Annotated in this window: 22 protein-coding genes; 13 read left to right on the top strand and 9 right to left on the bottom strand. The window is 31.4% G+C overall.

Annotation, left to right across the window (positions count from 1 at the left end):
• Positions 1–85: 85 nt before the first annotated feature.
• From B8T70_RS03505 to B8T70_RS03455, 11 genes are all read left to right on the top strand, one after another.
• Positions 86–1,324, top strand: coding sequence for a hypothetical protein (locus tag B8T70_RS03505; RefSeq protein ID WP_039112807.1), 1,239 nt, complete (start codon positions 86–88; stop codon positions 1,322–1,324).
• Positions 1,315–2,346 (top strand): hypothetical protein, encoded by a 1,032-nt coding sequence (locus B8T70_RS03500; protein ID WP_039112806.1) that lies wholly within the window; start codon positions 1,315–1,317, stop codon positions 2,344–2,346. The genes B8T70_RS03505 and B8T70_RS03500 overlap by 10 nt, the downstream gene beginning before the upstream one ends.
• Before the next feature lie 332 nt (positions 2,347–2,678).
• Complete coding sequence (locus B8T70_RS03495) at positions 2,679–3,245, top strand: Crp/Fnr family transcriptional regulator (protein ID WP_205625774.1); 567 nt, start codon at positions 2,679–2,681, stop codon at positions 3,243–3,245.
• Between the two features lie 275 nt (positions 3,246–3,520).
• On the top strand, positions 3,521–3,811 hold the full coding sequence (locus tag B8T70_RS03490; RefSeq protein ID WP_039112804.1) for a GNAT family N-acetyltransferase: 291 nt from the start codon (positions 3,521–3,523) through the stop codon (positions 3,809–3,811).
• A 7-nt stretch (positions 3,812–3,818) separates the two neighbouring features.
• On the top strand, positions 3,819–4,694 hold the full coding sequence (locus B8T70_RS03485; RefSeq protein WP_086893926.1) for a pirin family protein: 876 nt from the start codon (positions 3,819–3,821) through the stop codon (positions 4,692–4,694).
• A 30-nt stretch (positions 4,695–4,724) separates the two neighbouring features.
• The gene (locus B8T70_RS03480) at positions 4,725–5,249 is read left to right on the top strand and encodes a YceI family protein (RefSeq protein ID WP_052259411.1); all 525 of its coding nucleotides are present in this window, start codon (positions 4,725–4,727) and stop codon (positions 5,247–5,249) included.
• A gap of 40 nt (positions 5,250–5,289) precedes the next feature.
• Positions 5,290–5,928: an isochorismatase family protein gene (locus tag B8T70_RS03475; protein ID WP_086893925.1), complete on the top strand. Its 639-nt coding sequence runs from the start codon at positions 5,290–5,292 to the stop codon at positions 5,926–5,928.
• A gap of 55 nt (positions 5,929–5,983) precedes the next feature.
• On the top strand, positions 5,984–6,622 hold the full coding sequence (locus B8T70_RS03470; RefSeq protein ID WP_086893924.1) for a hydrolase: 639 nt from the start codon (positions 5,984–5,986) through the stop codon (positions 6,620–6,622).
• Between the two features lie 108 nt (positions 6,623–6,730).
• Positions 6,731–7,033, top strand: coding sequence for a phosphoribosylpyrophosphate synthetase (locus tag B8T70_RS03465; protein ID WP_086893929.1), 303 nt, complete (start codon positions 6,731–6,733; stop codon positions 7,031–7,033).
• A 241-nt stretch (positions 7,034–7,274) separates the two neighbouring features.
• Entirely contained in the window at positions 7,275–7,751 is a 477-nt protein-coding gene (locus B8T70_RS03460; RefSeq protein ID WP_086893923.1) for an SRPBCC domain-containing protein, read from the top strand.
• Positions 7,752–7,755: 4 nt separating this feature from the next.
• Entirely contained in the window at positions 7,756–8,217 is a 462-nt protein-coding gene (locus B8T70_RS03455) for an SRPBCC domain-containing protein (RefSeq protein ID WP_086893922.1), read from the top strand.
• A gap of 78 nt (positions 8,218–8,295) precedes the next feature.
• On the opposite strand, the gene B8T70_RS03450 is transcribed toward B8T70_RS03455, so the two are convergent.
• Complete coding sequence (locus B8T70_RS03450) at positions 8,296–8,871, bottom strand: hypothetical protein (RefSeq protein ID WP_086893921.1); 576 nt, start codon at positions 8,869–8,871, stop codon at positions 8,296–8,298.
• Between the two features lie 78 nt (positions 8,872–8,949).
• Between B8T70_RS03450 and B8T70_RS03445 the strand changes: the two genes are divergently transcribed.
• On the top strand, positions 8,950–9,603 hold the full coding sequence (locus tag B8T70_RS03445; RefSeq protein ID WP_086893920.1) for a M15 family metallopeptidase: 654 nt from the start codon (positions 8,950–8,952) through the stop codon (positions 9,601–9,603).
• Between the two features lies 1 nt (position 9,604).
• On the opposite strand, the gene B8T70_RS03440 is transcribed toward B8T70_RS03445, so the two are convergent.
• From B8T70_RS03440 to tsaD, 8 genes are all read right to left on the bottom strand, one after another.
• Positions 9,605–10,171 (bottom strand): hypothetical protein, encoded by a 567-nt coding sequence (locus tag B8T70_RS03440; protein ID WP_039112794.1) that lies wholly within the window; start codon positions 10,169–10,171, stop codon positions 9,605–9,607.
• Between the two features lie 4 nt (positions 10,172–10,175).
• Entirely contained in the window at positions 10,176–11,354 is a 1,179-nt protein-coding gene (locus tag B8T70_RS03435) for a class I SAM-dependent methyltransferase (protein WP_086893919.1), read from the bottom strand.
• 2 nt (positions 11,355–11,356) lie between these two features.
• Positions 11,357–12,448: an AI-2E family transporter gene (locus B8T70_RS03430; RefSeq protein WP_039112792.1), complete on the bottom strand. Its 1,092-nt coding sequence runs from the start codon at positions 12,446–12,448 to the stop codon at positions 11,357–11,359.
• Between the two features lie 129 nt (positions 12,449–12,577).
• A complete protein-coding gene (locus B8T70_RS03425) occupies positions 12,578–13,534 on the bottom strand; it encodes a zinc metalloprotease (RefSeq protein WP_086893918.1) in 957 nt (318 codons plus the stop codon).
• A gap of 158 nt (positions 13,535–13,692) precedes the next feature.
• On the bottom strand, positions 13,693–14,187 hold the full coding sequence (locus B8T70_RS03420) for a TrmH family RNA methyltransferase (protein ID WP_086893917.1): 495 nt from the start codon (positions 14,185–14,187) through the stop codon (positions 13,693–13,695).
• Positions 14,188–14,197: 10 nt separating this feature from the next.
• On the bottom strand, positions 14,198–14,836 hold the full coding sequence (locus B8T70_RS03415) for a DUF4159 domain-containing protein (RefSeq protein ID WP_086893916.1): 639 nt from the start codon (positions 14,834–14,836) through the stop codon (positions 14,198–14,200).
• Positions 14,837–15,020: 184 nt separating this feature from the next.
• Positions 15,021–15,734: a 16S rRNA (uracil(1498)-N(3))-methyltransferase gene (locus tag B8T70_RS03410; protein ID WP_086893915.1), complete on the bottom strand. Its 714-nt coding sequence runs from the start codon at positions 15,732–15,734 to the stop codon at positions 15,021–15,023.
• A gap of 3 nt (positions 15,735–15,737) precedes the next feature.
• Positions 15,738–16,760 (bottom strand): tRNA (adenosine(37)-N6)-threonylcarbamoyltransferase complex transferase subunit TsaD, encoded by a 1,023-nt coding sequence (gene tsaD, locus B8T70_RS03405; RefSeq protein ID WP_039117404.1) that lies wholly within the window; start codon positions 16,758–16,760, stop codon positions 15,738–15,740.
• 206 nt (positions 16,761–16,966) lie between these two features.
• Between tsaD and B8T70_RS03400 the strand changes: the two genes are divergently transcribed.
• Positions 16,967–21,427 carry a translocation/assembly module TamB domain-containing protein gene (locus B8T70_RS03400; protein ID WP_086893914.1) on the top strand — a complete coding sequence of 1,487 codons (4,461 nt, stop codon included), beginning with the start codon at positions 16,967–16,969 and terminating at the stop codon, positions 21,425–21,427.
• Positions 21,428–21,611: the final 184 nt, after the last annotated feature.

Raw genomic sequence — 21,611 nt, 5'->3', positions numbered from 1 at the left:
AAAATAATAAAAGATATTTGCACCCATTAGATTTTTAAATCTAATATCCCAAAGACTAAAAACAATTTTAATTAACCTACAAGCAATGATTACAAACATCAAGAGGTGGCTCTATGCCAGCTTACTACTTACTGGTTTTCTTATATCTACAAGTTGTGATAAGGATGACCAATCTACGGCTTATGAAGCCAACTATTTGCCAAGCATTGATGCAACAAATTTACAACCAGGTAATCGAGCTATGACTATGTTTGAAGACGACGAAAGTCCTTCAAAAATGTATGACAAAAAAGATCGTTGGTTTCGAGTAAATCAACCAATGCAAGTAATACAAAAAGGAAAAGATTCTGTACAAATTTCTCTTTACTCTCCTGTTGGACTTACAGATGTAAGAATCTATGCAAAATTGCCTAATTATGATAAGCGATTCTTAATTTATAATTTTAGTAAAGTTCCAGCTTTTCATCGTTCGTTTCACCAACTTCCTTTGGTTGCTGGCAAAAATGATTATTTATTAGAAAGTGGTAATGCGGTAACAATTGATAAAATTGATGGTTTCTCTTCTGGAGCAATCGAATTTTCAGTAGAATCTAGCGATCCATTATTTGCAAAATTCAAAAAGATTAAGTCTTCACATTTAGTTCAATTTAACGATTGGTATCATCTTAGTGGTGATGCGTCTTATGTGTACTTACCTATGAATCCTGTTTTGGCTAAAGAAGCAATAGCAATGATTATCAACTATTCGTATGCTTTAAGTCATCCAATATATTATGACACTTTTATTAATTTTGACAGATACAAGCAAGAACAAGCTGCTCAAGCTGGTACAGCAATAAATGGAGCTACTTATTGGCATGGAAATGTTGATGATGTTGGTGGTGCTTATGATTATCTTTCTAAAGCTGAAATAGAGAAAATATATTGGAATTATCTTGATAGCAGAACTGTTGATATGGCAATGGTAGGCGGAGGATCTGCTTGGGGTGGCGGAGCTTTGGCTTCTCAATGGGAGTCAAGTTATGTAACTGGACACTGGAAAGGTGATATGTCGGTTTGGTCACACGAATATTCACATCATATCGGTTTTAGCCATAGTAGTAATTTAGCCAATAGTGGCGAAGGTGGGGGACAACAAGAGATGTTGACTCATTTTTACAAATACTTGATTTACCTAAACGATCTTCCTTTTACAGATCCAGATGTTTTAAAAGGATATACTAAAACAAACTACTTAACAGGAACTTACAAAAAACCTGTTTTTAAAATTGATCCCAAAAATCCATTCTTAATAAAATATAAAGGAGACGGAAAATGGAATTAACACCTAAAACTACAATGAATAAAATAGCTTTTTTTATACTACTGCTTTGCATTTTTACAAACTGCAGTAAGGATTCTTTTGAGGGGGCTTCTCCTAATCATAGTTATTATTATCCTACTGACGAAGCATCAATTACTGTAAGTCAAATTGGAGACGGAAAAGGGACATTTAACCCTAAAGGTATCGCTGTAGCAAATGACAAATTGTATGTTTGTAATGGTGATGTACTTGATATTTTTAACGCTCAAACATTGGCTCATATAAAAACAATTGCAAATTATACTAAAGGAAGTACCACTATTCCGCTAACGCAACTTTCTTCGGTATGTGTAGATAATGGCAGAATTTATATTGGTAGTGTCGAGTCTAGACTTTTTGTTATAGATGAAGTTACAAATGCAGGGATTAGTACAGTAGGAAACGGTCAATGGTGGAAAACTTTTGTGCACGTTTTTGGAGTTGTAGTAAAAGACGGATTAGTATTCGTTAAAGAAAAAGAAACGAGTATTAAAGTTTTTGAGACATCGCAAATTACGGATAAAAGCGATTGGAATTTAGCTCCTATGGCCAAGTTAAATACTTTAAAAGGTTATGATGAGGTATATTCAATGGATGTTGCAGATGGGAATCTAGTTGTAGCAGGAAGAAATGCAAAGGGGTATTTATATTACAATATTGCAGGTATTCGTGCCAATGGAGCGGCTTCGCTTACAGTTCCTATACAAGCTACAGTAATCCCGTTTGGAGAGGCAAAACCTCTTGCACTTGCTATTAGTGCAGATTGGGCTATTACCTCAGAAAATGTTAAGGATTTAAATTATTTGCGTATTTATCCTAGAAGAGAATTTATGGACAAGATTTACAATCCAAGAGTAAATGCTTCGGATGTTATGGGACAAAATAATTTTGGAACTATTGTAAGTACAGCACAACTTAATGACCGTCTTTTTTTATCGGATAATACAAACCAAAAAATTAGGGTTATTAAACTTAACCAATCTGCAATTACAGAACAAAGATAATAACGATTGTAATATTTTTTTATTGAAAATATTCATATTTAAGCCCACTCAATCGAGTGGGCTTTTTTGTTTTATCTAATATTTTAATCTTTAATTGGAATGCTTAGAAGATTTAATTTTTTTTGATTTTAGAAGAAATGATGTGTAAAGATTAGTCAAAACAGAGAATGCCTAAAACCTGAAATATTACCTCTGTCCCTATTGTTATGGAGTTACTTTCTTAAATTAAACTAGGTATTATTTATAAGTCTTTATCATTTTAATTAATTTTGTATACATTCACTTTACAAATTAATCTCTTTATACAAATGCTGGAACAATTTAAAAAATATATGCTAAGTAATACTGATATATCAGAGGAACAGTATAAAGAGTTAGAGCATTTGGTACATTCTCTTAAAATAAAAAAAGGAACAATTTTATTAAAAGAAAATCAAATTTGCGATAGAGCATTCTTTGTGTGTAAAGGTCTGTTACGTTCCTATACTGTAGATGAAATGGGAAAGGATCATATTATCCAGTTTGCTTCAGAAAATTGGTGGATTGCAGACAGGAGCAGTTTTTACTTTGATGAGCCATCAGATTTATTTATTGATGTAATTGAAGATGCAGAGATAATTTATATCCAAAAGGAGTTTCTTAAAAATGCTGAGAAAATCTCTGTAAATTTTGTTTCTTTTAATACCCTCGCTTTGCAAAAAAATATTCGCCAGATGCAGAAAAGAATAAATTATTTATTGGCAGCCACCGCTGAGAAAAAATATTTAGATTTTATAGAAACGCATCGCGAAATTACCTTTAGATTACCACTTCAAATGATTGCTTCTTATCTTGGCATTACCCCCGAAAGTTTGAGTAGAGTCCGAAAAGAACTAGCCAGAAAAAACTTCAAGTACTAAGTTATTCAGTACAGACTCCATAATAGTTGTTATTAATAATTATTGTTAATACAATAACATCTTCATAATATTTTTTAGGCTCAGAGCCGATTCTTTACAATAGAGAGTATTTGTTTCAAATTAAACTTTGAAGCACTATACTGTCATATTTCTGTGTTTTTATAAGTTGATAATCATTGATTTATATTTTTATCCTCCCTTTTTATATTTCTTATCATAGATCAAGTACTTAGTTTTTTATCCTCACTAATTTTACAATACTAAAAAACTAGATCATGGAATACACAGTTATAAATAACGAAAAAGACAAACGTTTTGAGATTCATTTAGATGGAAAAATAGCGTTTGAACAATACAAATTGTTTGATGGCGGTATTGCTTATATCCATACAGAAGTTCCACCCGAATTAGGAGGAAGAGGCATAGCTGCTTATATCGCTAAATATGTTTTGGATTATGCAGAAGAGAATCATCTTAAAGTAAAACCTTATTGTCCATACATAAAAGCCTATATCGATAAGCATCCTGAATATCAGGCAAACTCATTGTTTCATAATAAAGAATAACATTAAAATGAAAACAAAAAAAATAGAACAAGTATTAACACCGCCTGCACCACATATGGTAGGAGACGGGTTTAGAGTACATAATTTTATTCCTTACGGAAAAGGGATGAGCATGGAGAGAATGAGTCCATTTATAATGATGGATTATAACTCTAAATTTTATTTTTCGCCAACAGATGAGTTAAGAGGTGTTGGAGTACATCCTCATAGAGGTTTTGAAACAGTTACGATTGCCTACAAAGGGAAAGTAGCACATCATGACAGTTCTGGAAACAGTGGTGTAATTGGTGAAGGAGATGTACAATGGATGACTGCTGCTTCTGGAATTTTACATAAAGAATATCACGAAGAGCAGTTTAGCAAAGAAGGAGGTGATTTTCAGATGGTACAGCTTTGGGTAAATCTTCCAGCCAAGGATAAAATGACAAAACCCAAATATCAGGGGATTATTAATAGCGAAATCAATAAGCATAAACTGCCTAACAACGATGGTATTATAGAAGTTATTGCAGGTGAATATAATGGTACTCCAGGAACAGCCACAACATTTACTCCTGTGAATTTGTTTAATGCAAAATTGAACAAAGGAGCTACTACAACTTTTAATTTCCCTGCTAATCACAACTCAGCACTTTTAGTGATAGAGGGAAGTATTAGGGTTAATGATAGTGAAAATGTACCTGCAGATAATTTTTTGCTTTTTGCAAATGAAGGCGAAGAATTTACAATTAAAGCATCTGAAGATTCAATAGTGTTGATATTGAGTGGGGAACCGATAAATGAGCCAATAGTTGCTCATGGGCCTTTTGTTATGAATACCCAGGAAGAAATCATTCAGGCATTCGATGATGTAAATATGGGAAGGTTCGGGTATTTAGAGTAATTAATAGATTAAGAATTAAATAATAAGAATATGGAAAATCAAACAATATGGCGAAATGATCATGAGCATTCAAGACTTGGCTTTACGGTAACACATATGATGATTAATGATATTGTAGGTCAGTTTAACAATTTTGATTTGACGGTAGTAACGACCAAATCAGATTTTAGTGATGCCTCTTTTGAATTATCAGCAGAAATAAATTCGGTGTTTACAAATTCAGAAGGAAGAGACGAAGATTTACGCGGTCCCAATTTTTTTGATGCGGAAAAATATCCTACTCTAAATTTTAAAAGTAATGCGATAAAAGAAAGCAGCAAAGATAATTATAAAGTTACTGGCAATCTTAGTATGCATGGTTTTACAAAAGAAGTTACGGTAGATTTTATTTATCGAGGAACAATGCTTAATCCGAATTCGAACAAAATCACATCTGGATTTCAGGTTTTGGCAACGTTAAAACGTTCTGATTTTAAAGTAGGGTTGATTTTACCTTTTGATGGACTTAAGGACGATGTACTAATAAAAATGGATGGAGAATTTCCAAAGGAATAAATTAAGATAAACATAATAATAACAAATAAACTTAAAAAACATGTCAGTAGTAACTAGAATAAATTCAGACGATGTAGTAATCTTACTTATCGATCATCAAAGTGGTTTGTTTCAAACCGTAAAAGACATTGATGTTACCTCATTGCGTAACAATGTAACCACACTAGCTAAAATTGCAGCAATAGAAAATATTCCTGTAATAACAACAGCTTCTGAGCCTAATGGACCTAATGGACCGCTAATGCCAGAAATTCATAAATATGCTCCACATGCTGTTTATGTACCTCGTAATGGCGAAATTAATGCTTGGGATACGCCAGCATTTGTCGAAGCAGTTAAAAAAACGGGTAAGAAAAAAATAATTATTGGAGGTGTATTAACTAGCGTATGTGTAGCTTTTCCTTCTATCTCGGCAGTAACAGAAGGTTATGAAGTATTTGCTGTCATTGATGCTTCTGGTGATATGAGTCCTTTATCATCACAAACAACACTTGCCAGATTAACACTTGCAGGAGTAGTTCCAATCACTACAACAGCTGTTTGTAGCGAAATTCAAAAAACATGGAATCGTCCAGATGCTTTACAATTTGCAGAAGCGTATTCAGCGGTTATGCCAAATTACCAGGCAGTAATCGAAAGTTTCTTAAAAGCAGAAAGCATAGGAACATCTAAAAAGTAAAGAGATTATAATAGGCAGTAATAATAAATTAAGATTAACATAAAAAATAGAAATTATGAGCAGTTTACCAATTCGTGATCAGAAAAGCGATCATCTGTTAACACCAGAAAATTCAGCATTAATCATTATCGATTATCAACCAGTACAAGTTAACTCCATTGCATCAATGGATAGACAGATACTTATTAATAATATTTGTGGTGTAGCCAAAATGGCCAAAGTTTATGATTTACCGATTGTACTTTCGACGGTGAATGTAAAAACTGGATTTAATAAAGAAACAATTCCTCAATTAAAAAGAGAATTAGAAGGAATACCATCTTATGACAGAACTACTATAAATTCTTGGGAAGACAAAGAATTTTTAGAAGCTGTTAAAGCAACCGGAAAGAAAAAACTAATAATGACTGCTTTATGGACAGAGGCTTGCCTTTCATTTCCTGCACTAGATGCTTTAAGAGAAGGATATGATGTGTATTTAGTAGTTGATGCTGTTGGAGGAACTTCTTTAGAGGCACATAATGCAGCATTAAGAAGAATGGAGCAAGCAGGAGCAATTCTGGTTAGTGCGCCACAATTATTTTGTGAATTGCAACGTGATTGGGGACGTTCTGAAACAGCTCAGGAATTTATGCAATTGTTTATTAAAACAGGAGGTACAGCAGGAATTCAGTTTTCTTATGATAGAGAATAATTCTTTTTACTTTTAATTAACCCAAAGCAGTATTACATTTTGTGATGCTGTTTTGGTGTTATAAATAAAGAGTTGAAATTAATTAAAATAAAAATTAATTATATAAAAATGGAAACGTACGATACACTTATAGAAGGAATAGAAGCTTTGAGGGTTCAAGGTTATGTAGAAGATTTTAATTTAAAACAAAATTGTATTGAATGCCGAAACGGAAAATATAAAATCTTTCATGAGGAGTTTGTGATAAATAAATCATTTCATTTTGATGTAAATGAAGATCCTTCAGACCAGTCCATTTTGTATGCTATAGAATCGGAAAAGTATAATTTGAAAGGAATACTAATAAATGGCTATGGAATTTATTCAGATGACATTACAAATGAAATGCTAAATAAATTAAAGACAATCTAAAGTATCAATAAAAGAGAATTTGTTTTTCAGATTATAATTTTGAAATGTAAAGCGGATAACTGTTAGACTGTTTGGATAATTTTAGTTTAAAAATAAAATTTTAACTCAAGAAGATTAAGTTAAACATTAATATGTCTTAATTAACCCTGTAAAAGTCTATTTTACGCCCTATTAATTGTAAATGAGAATGTTAACTTTGTTTAGTTCAAATGAGGTTTTAATTTTTTAAACAATTAATATCATGGATAATCAAGATTTTAATGCAACTTTTTTGGTAGACCAAACTCCCAAAGAAGTATTTGATGCTATTATGAAAGTTCGGAGTTGGTGGTCAGAAGATTTTAAAGGAGATTCACAAAAGCTTAATGATGAATTTGAAGTTCGTTTTGGAAATGTTCATTATTCCAAACAAAAAATAGTTGAGTTAATACCCGAAAAAAAGATCGTTTGGCTCGTTACAGCCAGTCAATTGAGTTTCCTCAAAAATAAATCAGAATGGAATGATACTAAAATTGTTTTTGAAATGTCTAGAGAAAATGATAAAACCAAAATTCAGTTTACTCATTTAGGATTAGTGCCAAAAATAGAATGTTTTGGCGATTGCTCAAATGGATGGAATCAATTTTTAAAGAATAGTTTATTGAGTTTGATAACCACTGGTAAAGGAAATCTGAATGTGTTGAATCAGGAAATAGAAGATAAATCAATTAAAAAATAATATCATGGATAATCAAGATTTTACTACAAGTATTTTGGTAGAGCAAAGTCCCAAAGAAGCATTTGATGCTATAACGAATGTTAGAGGATGGTGGTCGGAAGAAATAGAAGGAGGTACGGCAAAACTAGATGATGTATTTAAGTATCATTATAAAGACGTTCATATTTGTAAAATGAAATTAATAGAAGTTATTCCTAACAAAAAAGTAGTTTGGGATGTCTTAGAAAATGATTTTAATTTTACTACAGATAAAAGCGAATGGGTAGGTACAAAAGTTATTTTTGAAATTAATGAGAAAGACAATAAAATAGAAGTTCGTTTAACACATCTAGGCTTAGTTCCAGATTATGAATGTTACGATATCTGCTTTAACGCCTGGACCAATTACATACAAAATAGTTTATACAATTTAATTACTACAGGTAAAGGACAACCAAATTTAAAAGAAGAAGTAGAAAGTAAGTAATTTAAAAGAATTAGTTTTTCAGTAAAAAGTAAAATAAAAACGGAACCGTTACTGGCTCCGTTTTTTTGTTGAATACTATTAATTGAGAGTTCTCGTCTGCATATATTTAAGTGTTTTTAAAATGTTAGGAATATCTTTTGTGCGTGATTCTGTCCAAAAGTATTTATCCTTATGATTTGTATTTTTTACTGCAATCGTAAAAGTTTGAGTGGCATTATAAACGTCAAACTTAAACTGAATTTCTTTAGTGCTATGGATATATTTTACTGTCTTTTTTGTTCCTGTAGGATTTGATAAATTAGGAATTACATAACTTTCAAACCAATCAATTAATACAGGAAGTTCATCAATACCTATCCATGCGGTTTCTTTGGTATATTGGTCTTGTTTGTTCTGATATTCTTTTGTGATAAAAGTACTTTCAAGCTCTATTCCGCTTACTTTTTTTTGATTTTGATTCAAATCAATAATCTCCGCTGGATAAAATGATACCGTTTCTCCAAGTCCAGATTTAAAAATAGTCTTTTCACTTTCGACCAAATTAATTTGAACAGAACCAGCTTTTTCAATAAATTGAGAAGGTTCAGAATAGCTTATTTCTTGAGAGATTCCTAAAAACGGGAGGATAAATAATAACAAAGTAATTTTTTTCATAATGCACTGTTTTTGTTGATTTATTAATTGTCTATATTTACTTTTGAGAAAAATTGTACAATTTAAAATACCAATTTCATGCCAAAATTCAATAGAATTTTATTTTTCCTATTCTCTATTCTGGGAATAATTTCTTCAAATGCTCAAAACGAGTCATATGCAAGCGAAACCAATCAGGTAATTGCCGATACTACTTTTGTTAATTTAAAAGATTATAGTAACGATTTTGTGTATGATATGAAATATGCTACAGAAGATAATTTTCTTAAAGCAAAAGTGTATGATTGTGCCGAATGTTTCTTGCGTTTAAAAACAGTAAAAGCATTAGTAGAAGCTAATAAAAGTTTTATGAAGAAAGGGTATAAAATCAAGTTGTTTGATTGTTACAGACCTCTATTTATCCAAAAAAGAATGTGGGAAATAGTTTCTAACCCTAAATATGTGGCTGATCCAAAAAAAGGCTCCATCCATAATAGAGGAGGAGCCGTAGATATTACTCTTGTAGACCGTAATGGTAAAGAGTTAGATATGGGAACTTCTTTTGATTTTTTCGGAAAAGAAGCCAGTCATAGCTATTTAAATTTATCTGATACTATTAAAGCCAATCGCCTGTTGTTGAAAAAAATAATGATAAAACATAATTTTAATTCATTCGATTCAGAGTGGTGGCATTATAATTTAAAAGCAGGTTTAAACGATAAAGTTTCTAATACAAAATGGGATTGTAATTAGATTATTCGACACATCTTATATTATCAATAAAGAATGTTTCAGGTCGGTATGTTTTATCATTTAGTTCAGATGTGAATTCTTTTTTCATAACATAATCTTCAGTATCTGACAAGTATTTAATACGAATCATCGAGATAGGTGAAGTTTTTAAATCCTCAAAATTATCTTTTAAGAACATAAAAATACCTGGAGTAACGCGATTATCAAATCCTTTGTCATCACGAATTAATGTTCCGCAGTTTTCTTGGTCTATATGGATTAGTGTAACGATTTTTCCATTGCTTAATTGTAAAAATAATTTCGAATTCTTATCAAAGCAATTTGCGGCTGTAAACTCTTTACTTTTTTTAATCAATTGTACATTAAGTGTTGGCAGACCATCTGTTTGTGCTAAAGAGAAAAAGATATAACTCGCAGTTCCTGCAAAGTTTTTTTCGGAAATCATGGTTTCTTTAGTCGATTTGTATGTTCCTATAGAATCGGTAACGTTTACAGTGTATTCACAATCTTTTTGTGCAAATAAATTAAAAGTTAATAAGAATAAAGTTAAAGTAATTAGTTGTTTCATTTTATTATATTTTTCTGCAAATTAAAACTATTTTATTATCATTTTTATCAGTTGTAAAAAAACAATACAAATTTCCGCCATCTTTTATTTTCCATTTTTTTCGGATGGTTTCTACACTATCAGGAAAATTTCTAGTAGTAATGTTTGCTTGTTTATTAGAAAGATGGAGTTTTATTTCGTTTTTAGAGTAAGGAATAGTTTCCAGAATCTCAAATGTTCTTCCAGGAAATGTAATTAAATCGGCCGAGGTATATAAGTGAGAGTGTTTGTGTAGCTTATCTATTTTATAAAAAGTACTTACTTCGTCAAATCCTCCCGATTTCATAATTGCACTATTAGGCTCATACAAATATTTATGAGGTAAACTGTAGCTTACAAATTCAGGTTCTTCATTTAATGCAAATTCAAAAGTTTCCGTTTTATCCTTTAATATATTAGCCGTTTTTAGTGTAATTTTTCCAGAATAGCCTTTATGAATTTCCCACAGTAATTCCTTAACCTCATTATCGAGAGCAATTATATGAATGTTTTTTACATTTTTTAATTCCGAAAGTCCTGCGGAAATATCTAATAAAGGAGCCGTTTTTATTAAAATAGAATCAGCGTTTTCAAAATAAAAATCTAATAAATCAGGGACATTAGGCAAGCAATCCTTTAGCATAAAAACTTTGCCTTTGGCATCATTTCGCCTGGAAGGATCTATATAAATCCAATCCCATTTTTGGTTTAGTTTTTTAAGAACATCAAAACTGTCTTCAGGATAACAAGTACAATTGTCAATTTTTAATTGCTTAAAATTATGTTGTACAATTGCCGATAAATCGGTGTTTATCTCGCAATGTGCTACATTTTTTATTTTTTTGGAGAAATAATAGTCATCTACACCAAAACCTCCGGTTAAGTCTATTAAACTTTCTCCCGAAACTAAATTGGCTTTATACAGAGCCGTTTTCTCTGATGAGGTTTGTTCAACCGAAATTTTACTTGGATAAATTATATTCTCGGTCGCAAACCAAGTAGGTAATTTATCTTTGGCTTTTGTTTTAGCCTCAATCTGATTCAAAATTGCAATCCATTCTATTTCTGGAAAAGGATTTTTTTGAAGTGCTAATTTTGAAATAGATTCATTTACTTTTTTATTTATAAAATCCTGAACAGAATTATGTAAAAGGGCTAAATTCAAGGTTATATTTTTTCGGTTAATACAATAACAACTTTATTGTTAGGAAAAAATTCTTTGGCAATAACTTTAAGGCAAGTATAAAACGGGATTGCAATAATCATTCCGACGATTCCAAAAGTTATTCCGCTAATTAAAGTAATTAAGAATATTTCCAGCGGGTGCGAATTTACGCTTTTTGAGGAAATAATAGGTTGGCTAACATTATTATCAATTGCCTGAACCAATAAAAATCCAATTACTATATATATGGTTTTAGGTAAAATTTCTGTTTGAAAATCCCCGCCAATTAAACTCAACATCGTTAATATAGCTGCAAGAATGGTTCCTATAATGGGTCCAACGTAAGGAATGATATTTAAGACAGCACATAAAAAAGCAATTACAAATGCATTCTGGCTACCAAAAATTATTAGCACAATAAAATAAAGAATAAATACAACTGTTAATTGTAGCAACAAGCCTACAAAATAGCGTGTTAGCAAATGATTTATTTTAGTAATCGAGTTTATAATTTTGTCTTCATTGTTATCAGGAAGTATTCTTTTTGCATTTTCTTTAAAAATGTTTTGATCCTTGATAAAGAAAAAAGTAATGAAGAAAACAGATACTAATCCCATTCCAAAACCTGCAAGCATGTTTAGGATTGAGTTTATAAAAGCCGTAAAATAACTAAAATCTAGTTTAGACGTTATTTCAGGTTTTTTTAAAAGTGCTTGTAAATCGAGATGTTGCAAGTTGAAATAATTTTCGAAATCACGTTCTATCAGCATAAATTGTTTTTGAAGACTATCAGTATCAAGAAGAGATAAATTATTAGCCTGAGATATTATTAACGGTACAAATAATAAGATGAACCCAATCATTAATAATATAAAAAATACGATAGTTGTTATAGCTGCAAATGAGCTATTGAATTTTAATTTTTCTTTCAGGAATTTCACAAAAGGGTTTGCTATTAAACACAGTATGAGAGAAACACATAAGTAAACAATCACAGTTTGTATTTGATATAAAAAATACAATATTAGCGATACTCCCAAAATAGTTGCGATAGCTCTTAAAATCCCGTTTGAAATTACTTTAGATGTAATCATAGTCTGTTTTTCTTTAGAGCATAAATATAGAAAAAAGCAGGGAAAGATTACATTTATAAAACAAAAAAAGCGAGATTTAATATCTCGCTTTTAATAATTATTAACCTGTTTAGTTATATGGTTATTGTATTAGATACCAAAAGCAGCTCTAGGTCCACCTGATAAAAATATAGCAGCCATTCTGTTTTTTTGACCTAAAGAGAACATATACATTCCTGCATCGTCTGTATAATCCATGTAGTTCATAGTCATTTCAACAGGAGTTCCTGTACATGTGCTATAATGAGGATATGCAGGTACACCATAATTTGCTGTATTGTGTACAGGAGTGTCATTTACTAAATCACTTCCACAATTAGCATCTCCCCAAATGTGACGTAAGTTCATCCAGTGACCCACTTCGTGAGTTCCAGTTCTTCCTAAATTGTAAGGAGCAGCACCAGATCCAGATAATCCAAAATATTTAGAGTCAATTACAACTCCATCAGTAGTAGTAGGTCCGCCAGGAAATTGAGCATAACCTAATATTCCACCACCAATTTTACAAGCCCATAAATTAAGCTTAGTAGTTGGAGATGTTGGAGCTATACCACCGTTAGCCGTTTTTTTCATAGCATCATTAGTTCCCCATGAAGTTTTTGTTGTAGATTTTCTATTGATTTTTTCTAAAACAAAGCTAATTTCAACATTTGCTTTAACTCCTGCGAATAAAGCAGGAACGCTGTTGTAATCTGAGTTTTGAGCATTGAAATCTTTATTTAAGACATCAATTTGTGTTTGGATTTGAGCATCAGAAATATTTTCTGCTGCCGTTTTGTATAATACATTTACAATAACTGGAATTTGAACTTTTCCATTTACCAACTTGCCCGTAAGTAACTTGTTTTCTGTAAATGCTTCGATTTGATTCATTCTAATAGCCAAAGTAGGGTCGGCTTTTAATTGAGCTTCAAGAACATCTTGAGTAGCGCAACCACGTTGAGTAGTAGCAGTTGCTGAAGCTTCTGGAGTTGTAGATTCTGTTTGGTCGTTTTGACATGAGAATAGCAGCAGCGCTGCAAATGCGGATAAAACAATCTTTTTCATAATAGTTTGGGGTTTTGTTATAAAATTTTAGTTTAGTTAATAATTAAAGCAATTTTATAACAAAAAACTTAACAGACAAAATTTTATTATTATTTTGTTTGTCAGAATTTTAAAAACCCTTGCATGGCTTAGTTCTTACAAAAAAAGAGGTTTATTTTTTAAGATGTAAATTCGTACAATGCTATACTGGCGGCTTGTACAACATTCATACTACTATTTTTTCCAAACATATTAATATGAACTATTTGACTCGAAATTTTTAATAATTCTTCTGAAATTCCATTGATTTCACTTCCAATTATTAATGCGATTTTTTTATCAGCAGGTAGTATAACTTCTTTTAAAGGTTTGCTACTATTTGTTATTTCTAATGCAATGATTTCGCATTTTAAATCAACCAGATGAGTAACTAAATCTTGAGTTTCTTCGATAACAGTATATGGAACCTGAAGATGGGTGCTACGAGAAGTTTTATTGATTTTTCTTGGGTTAAGCGGAATGTCTTTACCTAAAAAAATAATATTTTCAACTCCAAAAGCTTCACTTATTCTAAAAAGAGAACCAATGTTTTGTTGGAAATAGATATGATCGCAAACTAATGTAATAGGGAATGTCTTTCTTTCGAATTGTATTTCTTCGTGTGTTAATTGCACTTGACTTAAATTAATTGGTAAAGATATAATTGATAATGTTGGCGCCCATTTTTAAAGCTTTTTGGCGCACTTCGAGAGGATCGTTATGTACTTCGGCATCTTCCCAGCCATCACCAAGATCACATTGAAATGTATAAAGTAACACTAATTTATTTTCGATAAAAATCCCAAATGCCTGTGGTCTTTTCCCGTCGTGTTCATGAATTTTAGGCAACCCAGCAGGAAAAAGAAACGGTTTCTGAAAAATAGCATGATTGGCAGGAAGTTCTACTAAATCATTGTTTGGGAATATTTTTTTTATCTCTTTTCGTATGTATTGGTCCATTCCGTAATTATCATCAATATGAAGAAATCCTCCACCGTATAAATAATTACGAAGATTAGTAACATCAGCATCACTAAAAACTACATTTCCATGTCCAGTCATGTGTACAAAAGGATAGGATAACAAGTCGGGATTGCTAGGTTCTACAGTTCCGGGTTTTGCTTTTATACGAGTATCAATATTAGCATTACAAAACTTGATTAAATTGGATAATGAAGTAGGATTTGCATACCAATCGCCACCACCACTATATTTTAGTAATGCAATTTCTTGTGAAAAAGAAGAAAATGAAATCAATAAAAACAAAAGAAATATTTTTTTCATGTAATTTTAAATTATCGGTTTGTCATTGAGAGGAACGAAATAACCTCACTAGTAATTCGGACTCTAAAGCTTTGTCAAAGTTCAAAACTTTGACAAAGCTTTGTAAATTTAATCTGTAAATGTGATTTATTTCATCTGTTCGCTATCGCTCGAGTCTCCTTCATCGAAATGACAAGTTTGAACTTTAATTAGGAACCTCATTAAAAAAAGCAACACTATGGCAAGCTACCATGGCAGCTGTTTCAGTACGTAATCTTGTATTTCCTAAAGATACTGGCTGAAAATTATTTTCGATAGCCAAAGCAATTTCTTTTTCCGAAAAGTCACCTTCAGGACCAATAAGCAATGTTACGTTCTCATTTGGTTTTAAAACTGATTTTAATGATTTTTTATCTGTTTCCTCACAATGCGCAATTAATTGTAAACCTTCGTTTTTGCGTTTTACAAATTCTTTAAACGAGATAGCTTCATTAAGTTTAGGAAGATACAATTCATTTGATTGTTTCATTGCCGATAAAATAATCTTTTCGAAACGCTCCATATTAATCACTTTACGTTCTGATCTATCGCAAATAATTGGAGTAATCTCATGAATACCTATTTCGGTAGCTTTTTCCAGAAACCATTCATAACGATCATTCATTTTGGTAGGAGCAACTGCAAGATGCAAACGGTATTTTGGATCTTGAGCTTTCTCAACAGAAATTATTTTGACAGTACATTTATTATCAGAAGCTAGTGTAATTTCGGTTTCAAATAAATAACCCAATCCATTTGTTACATGTAATATATCAGAATCTTTTTTTCGTAATACTTTTATAATGTGTTTACTTTCTTCTTTATCAAAAGAAAATTCCTGAGTTGTTTCGTCAATATTTGGGTTGTGAAATAATTGCATAGTTTAAAATTGTATTCGTGCTTTAGAAACAACAGCAGCTGTTTCAAATTGTTTTGATAAATATTTTTGATAACCTACAATTCCAATCATTGCAGCATTATCGGTAGTGTATTCAAATTTCGGAATATAAGTTTTCCAACCGTATTTTTGTTCGCTTTCTTTCAGTCTGTTTCTAATGCCCGAGTTAGCCGAAACACCACCGCCAATCGCAATTTGATTGATTCCAGTTTCTTTTACCGCCAATTTTAATTTATCCATTAAAATTTCGATAATTGTATATTGTATAGAAGCACAAATATCATTAAGATTCTCCTCAATGAAATTTGGGTTCTCCAGTTTTTTCTTCTGAATAAAATATAAAATAGCCGTTTTTAAACCAGAGAAACTAAAGTCTAATCCAGGTACTTTTGGTTTTGTAAAAGCAAATGCTTTAGGGTTTCCTAATTGTGCGTATTTATCTATTAGTGGGCCACCAGGGTAGGGAAGTCCAAGAATTTTGGCACTTTTATCAAATGCTTCTCCAACAGCATCATCGGTAGTTTCTCCGATAATTTGTAAATCAAAAAAGCCATTTACTTTAATAATCTGTGTATGACCACCACTTATTGTTAATGCTAAAAAAGGGAATGTAGGTTTGTCATAACCATCTTCATCAATAAAATGAGCTAATATATGCGCATGCATATGATTAACAGCAATTAAAGGGATTTGTAAAGCCAAAGACATCGATTTACTAAAAGAACTTCCTACTAGCAATGACCCCATAAGTCCGGGACCTTGTGTAAATGCTATTGCAGATAATTGTTCTTTTTTTATATTTGCTTTGCGAAGAGCAGCATCAATCACAGGAACAATATTTTGTTGGTGAGCTCTAGACGCAAGTTCGGGTACTACACCGCCATATTGCGTATGTATCAGTTGGTTGGCAACAACATTTGACAGGACTTTATCGTTATGTAAAACAGCCGCTGCAGTATCATCACAAGAACTTTCGATAGCTAGAATAAAAACCTCAGGATTTTGCATGTAAAGGCACGAATTTTGAATTATATTTGACGAATCAAATTTTAAATTTTTTTATTTAAAAGCAGAAGCCAAAATTAAAGAATTTTTATCAAAGGAACCTTCCTTTGTTTGCTCTAAAATTAAATTTAAAGAAAAACTAAAAAACAACCAGTATCAGAAAAATAAAAAAAATAGTATCTCGTTCCTTAATCGGACTAATTCTACTTTTGTTAGTACTGGCTATCGCATTGTCTCTACCGGTCGTTCAGACAAAAATTGCAAATTATATTACCGATACTTTAAACTCAGATTTTGGTACACATATATCTGTAGAGAAAGTTTCTGTAAGTGTTTTTGGTGGAGTAAAACTCAGGAAAGTATTAATAATGGATCACCATAAAGATACTTTAATCTATTCTGATTTAATTAAAACTAATATTTTGGCCGTTAAGAGAGTTCTTGATGGCGATTTGATTTTTGGCGAAATTCGTATGACAGGTTTACTTTTTAATTTAAAAACCTATAAAAACGAAAAGAAAACCAATCTTGATGTATTCATTCAGGCTTTCGAAACTGGACCACCAAAAAAACCTTCAGCAAAACGTTTCTTGCTTACCGCAAAAGATGCTTACATTACCAACGGACATTTTATTCTTACAGACGAAAATAGAGTAGTTCCTAAAGATGTCGATTTTACAAAACTTAATGCTCACATAAGTGATTTTAAACTTTATGGACCCGATGTAAGTACAAGGATTCATAAATTATCGTTTTTGGATCATAGAGGTTTGTATGTAGCTAATTTAACATCAAGATTTAGCTATACCAAAAAGCAAATGAAGCTTGAAAAATTGTCTATTCTTACCAAGTACTCTAAAATATACGGAGCGGCTACATTAAATTATCGAATAGAAGATTTTGCTAAGTTTACCGATAAAGTTCAGTTTGATGTAGTTTTAGATTCTGCTAATATTGGATCTAACGATATTCGTTATTTTTATAAAGAACTAGGAAAAGACCAGTACTTCCGTGTTAAATCTAAAATTGACGGAACTTTAAACGATTTAAATTTAAAACATCTTAGATTGTCTGATTTGCATAAATCGACTATAAATGGAGATATTAATTTCAAAAATCTTTTTGGTAAAAACGGACAAGAGTTTCTTATGAATGGTAAATTCGATAAGCTTTCGTCTAGTTATGATAACTTGGTTGTTTTGTTGCCAAATGTATTAGGGAAAAAATTGCCTAAAGAATTACAACGTATTGGTAAGTTCTCGATTGTAGGTAGAGCAAAAGTGTCTAAGACAGCTTTGGACACCGATTTTACAATGATAACGGATTTAGGAAATGGGCTTATTGATTTGAATATGAATAATATCGATGTTATCGATAAAGCTTCGTATTCGGGAAATATTGTCTTAGAGAATTTTGATGTAGGTACTTTGCTTGGTCGAAAAGATATTGGTAAAACAACCCTTAATCTGGATGTCGATGGAAAAGGATTTACCGAGAAATACCTGAACACAGTTATAAAAGGAGATGTTCAGAAATTTTATTATAATAACTATACCTATAATAATATAGTCTTAAATGGTAATTTTAAATTGCCACATTATAAAGGACAGCTTTCTGTGAATGATCCTAACCTGAGTATGACATTTGATGGTTTGATAGATTTAAGTAGAAAAGATAGTGACTATGATTTTCATATTAAGGTAGAAAATGCCGATTTACACAAACTTAAATTCATAAAAGATTCTATATCTGTTTTTAAAGGAGATGTAGCAGTTCACGTATCAGGAAATACAATCGAAAATCTTCAGGGGGATATTGAGATTAATGATGCGGTTTATCAAAATCCAAAATCGACTTATGTTTTTGATCAGGTAAAAGTAAGCTCAAATTTTGATGCCGATAAAATACGTACAATAACAATAAGTTCTACCGATGTTGTTGATGGTGAAATCGTAGGGAAGTTTAAATTTAATCAATTAGAAAATTTAGTCACAAATTCTGTAGGTAGTTTATATGCCAATTATAAACCACTTAAAGTAAGTAAAGGACAGTTTTTACATTTTAATTTTACTATTTACAATAAGATTATCGAAATCTTTTATCCTGAGATAGAGGTAGCAACCAATACGGTTGTGAGAGGGAAAATCGACGCTGATAAAGATGAATTCAAGTTTAAGTTTAATTCTCCTCAAATTAAAGCAGCACAAAATACATTTGACAATATAAGAGTTGCTGTAGATAATAAAAACCCATTGTATAATACCTATATCGAGTTAGATAGTATTAAAACGAAGTATTATAAGGTACGTGATTTTAGTTTGATAAACGTAACCATGAAAGATACCTTATTTGTAAGGTCTGAGTTTAAAGGAGGTTCAAAAGGAGAAGATTATTTTAACTTCAACTTATATCATACTATTGATAAAGATAAGAACAACGTTGTCGGGATTAATAAATCTGAGTTGAAATTTAAAGACTATTTGTGGTATTTAAATGAAAATGATGAACCGGATAATAAAATCGTTTTTGATAAAAAATTTAAGAATTTTGACATAGATAATATTATTCTATCTCATGAAAACCAAAAGATAGAATTGGTCGGGCAAATAAAAGATGCCGATTTTAAAGATTTGAAACTAAGTTTTAAAGATGTAGATCTTAATAAAATTACACCAACCAATGATAAACTTGTTTTAAATGGTAATATTAACGGAGAGATTAATTTTAAACAGAAAAAGAATGTCTTCCAGCCAACTGCTTCCATCTTTATCGATAAGCTAAATGTAAATAAGACCGATTTAGGAGGATTAAAATTTGATATTGTAGGTGATGAAAACCTTAGAAAATTTACGATAAACTCTTCTATCGAAAATGATAAATTGGAGATGTTTAAGTTATTCGGAAGCTTTGAAATTATTAATAAAGAAACCATACTCGATTTACAGCTTAAATTTGACACATTTAATTTAGCCTCGCTTAGTTCTTTGGGAGGAGAAGTGTTGTCTAATATTCGAGGCTATGTTTCGGGTAACGCGGCTATTATCGGGAATTTAAAAAGACCTGATGTTAATGGGCGTTTATATCTGGATAAAGCCGGAATGACTATTCCTTATTTAAACATAGATTATGAGCTGAGTGATAAAACTATTGTCGATGTAACCGATGAGAAATTCTTGTTACGAAATAATACTATCACCGATTCTAAATACGGAACAAAAGGGATTTTAAATGGTACAGTCGAGCATAATAATTTTGGCGATTGGAAATTAGATTTAGATATCAGTTCAAAAAGATTGTTAGCATTAGATACTAAAGACAGTGAAGATGCGGCTTATTTTGGTACAGCATTTATTAATGGTAGAGCAACTATTAAAGGACCAACTACGGCATTATTTATAAAAGTAGATGCAAAATCAGAGAAAGGAACATCTGTGAAGATCCCGATTAATGATGCGCAAACAATGAGTGATAATAATTTTATTCATTTTATCACAGCCAAAGAAAAGTATAATCTTGCTAATGGTATTGTCGAAAAGACAAGAAACTATAATGGTCTGGAATTAGAGTTTGATTTTGATATTACTCCAGACGCCGAGGTCGAAGTAATTTTAGATAGAAATTCTGGACACGGAATGAAAGGAAAAGGATTTGGATCTTTATTATTTAAAATTAATACACTTGGTAAATTTAATATGTGGGGGGATTTCCAGGCATACGAAGGAACCTATAACTTTAAGTATGGTGGATTAATCGATAAGAAATTTGTTGTAAAAAAAGGAGGTTCGATTTCTTGGGAAGGTAACCCGATGAAAGCGCAGTTAAATCTTGAAGCAGTTTATAAAACATCTGCAAATCCTGCAGTATTATTAGAGAACTCTTCATTTAGCAAAAAAGTACCTGTAGAGGTAGTTATTGGTATTCGAGGAGATTTAACGAGCCCAGAGCCAGATTTTAATATTGAGTTCCCAACGGTAAGTAATGTATTAAAGTCTGAAATACAGTATAAGTTAGTCGATAAAGATGTGCGACAAACACAAGCACTTTATTTGCTGTCTTCAGGAGGATTCTTAAGCCCTGAGGGAGTGAGTCAATCTGATTTTTCTAGTAGTTTATTCGAAACAGCCACCAACTTATTGGGAGGGATAATTCATTCTGATAGTGATAAGATAGATATTGGTTTTACATATACCTCTGCCGACAGACGACTTGGTCAGGAAGCCGATGGTCAATTTGCAGCGACAATTTCATCTCAGATCAATGAGAGAATTACCATAAACGGTAAAGTAGGAGTACCTGTAGGAGGTATCAACGAATCGGCAATTGTGGGCGACGTAGAGGTGCAATACAGAGTTAATGAAGACGGAAGTATGAACTTGCGTTTATTTAACCGAGAAAACGATATTAATTATATAGGTCAGGGAGTTGGTTATACACAAGGTATAGGGGTTTCTTATGAAGTAGATTTTGATACTTTCAGAGAGTTGGTAAATAAAATCTTTAAAGACCATAAACTAGAACGTGCGATTAAAACTTCGAACCAGAATAATGATGTTCCGGATTCTGCTATAAATCCAGATTATATTGATTTCTCAAAGTCAAAAAAGAATAATAAAAAGGAAAAAGAAAAGGTAAAAACTAATGATCAGGGATATATTCCTGAAGAAGATTAACACACTTTAAGTTACTAATGTGTTTTAGTTTTGTTAATGATTTTTTTTTAGCCTTACAATTTCCTTATCTTTCAGTTTAGTTACATCTCATTTTTTGTAACACTTCAACCGTATATTGTTATTTTTAAATTATCAATTAAAATAAATGTCTTTTTTTATTTTATTGATTTTTTTTACTATCCGA

This window comes from Flavobacterium sp. AJR, assembly GCF_002156885.1.
Taxonomy (GTDB): Bacteria; Bacteroidota; Bacteroidia; order Flavobacteriales; family Flavobacteriaceae; genus Flavobacterium.
Note: the sequence above shows the minus strand (reverse complement) of the source record. Positions and strands in the feature narration are given on the sequence as shown.